The 1,014-nt window shown below is 25.8% G+C and carries 2 protein-coding genes; both read right to left on the bottom strand.

Annotated elements, in window-relative coordinates:
- Positions 1 to 281 (bottom strand): DUF244 domain-containing protein (locus U880_RS11690; protein WP_235047979.1); only part of this gene is annotated, 281 nt, incomplete at its 3' end.
- Between the two features lie 26 nt (positions 282 to 307).
- Positions 308 to 1,014: YqaJ viral recombinase family protein (locus U880_RS09865; RefSeq protein WP_235047978.1), on the bottom strand; the 707-nt coding region annotated here is incomplete at its 5' end.

Here is a 1,014-nt window from a genome sequence, read left to right as displayed (position 1 = left end):
AAACTATAACTATGATTAATATCATAATAATCATAATGATCCGTAATTAACTTAAACCTATCTTTAATAGCACGTTTACCTGAATTTAACGCAAATATATTCTTGCCTAATCTATACACAATATTATCTGTTAATTCAAAATCAATAGATAACTTACCAAATATATCTTTAAGAACATCCTTATCTTGCTTAGTAAGTGCATATAATTCTTTAGCATTCTCTTTCTCTTTCTTCTCTATTTCTGTTTGTTTAGATTGAATATCAACTAAATGTTTCTCCAAAAGTTCTCGCTCTTCAGCACCAATATTTAAATAACAATATTTAGAAAATTTACAAACTCATCTTTATAATTTAATTCTGATAAGTCTGAATAATATTTACTATCTTGTAAGAATAGTTTTATATGATTAGTTAAATCTTCTATATCAATATTTGCAAGATCAATAGACTTATCTCTTTTTATGATATTACACATACGTTCAACTTCCATATCAAATGTCGCAATATAAATCATCACTTTTGCTATAAAGCCATTATTCCTCTCTATAACACAATTAACAGGCTCATCTCCAATTAAAAAGAACAAATTGCATTTTGATAAGCCAGTACATGCAAGTTGCACTTGTGCTTGAACATAATATTTAAAGAAATATTTACTTTCTAAAAAATTACCTGTTTGATTATATTCTGTAATAGCTGATGTTAAATAATTACTATCACTACATTTAATCTCTAATAGTTCTGTTTCACCTTGATTATTTATAAACCAACCATCTATTGTTGCACCAACAAGATTATCTCCTAATCCTACTCGTTTGAAGTAATTATATTTGTCTATCCCATTAGCATATTTGTTTTTATGTAAAACTTGTATATTATCAGAATAAATACGTAGAAACTCATCAAATCCTAAATTTTCTAATGCTTTTCCTTTTTTAATATGCAAATTATCTTTATATGGAACTTCTTTCCCAAAAAATTTAAGTACTCTACTTACAATTAATTCAGAAGCAG

This window comes from Borrelia hispanica CRI, from assembly GCF_000500065.1.
Classification (GTDB): domain Bacteria; phylum Spirochaetota; class Spirochaetia; order Borreliales; family Borreliaceae; genus Borrelia; species Borrelia hispanica.
This window is presented reverse-complemented; position numbering and strand designations above follow the sequence as displayed.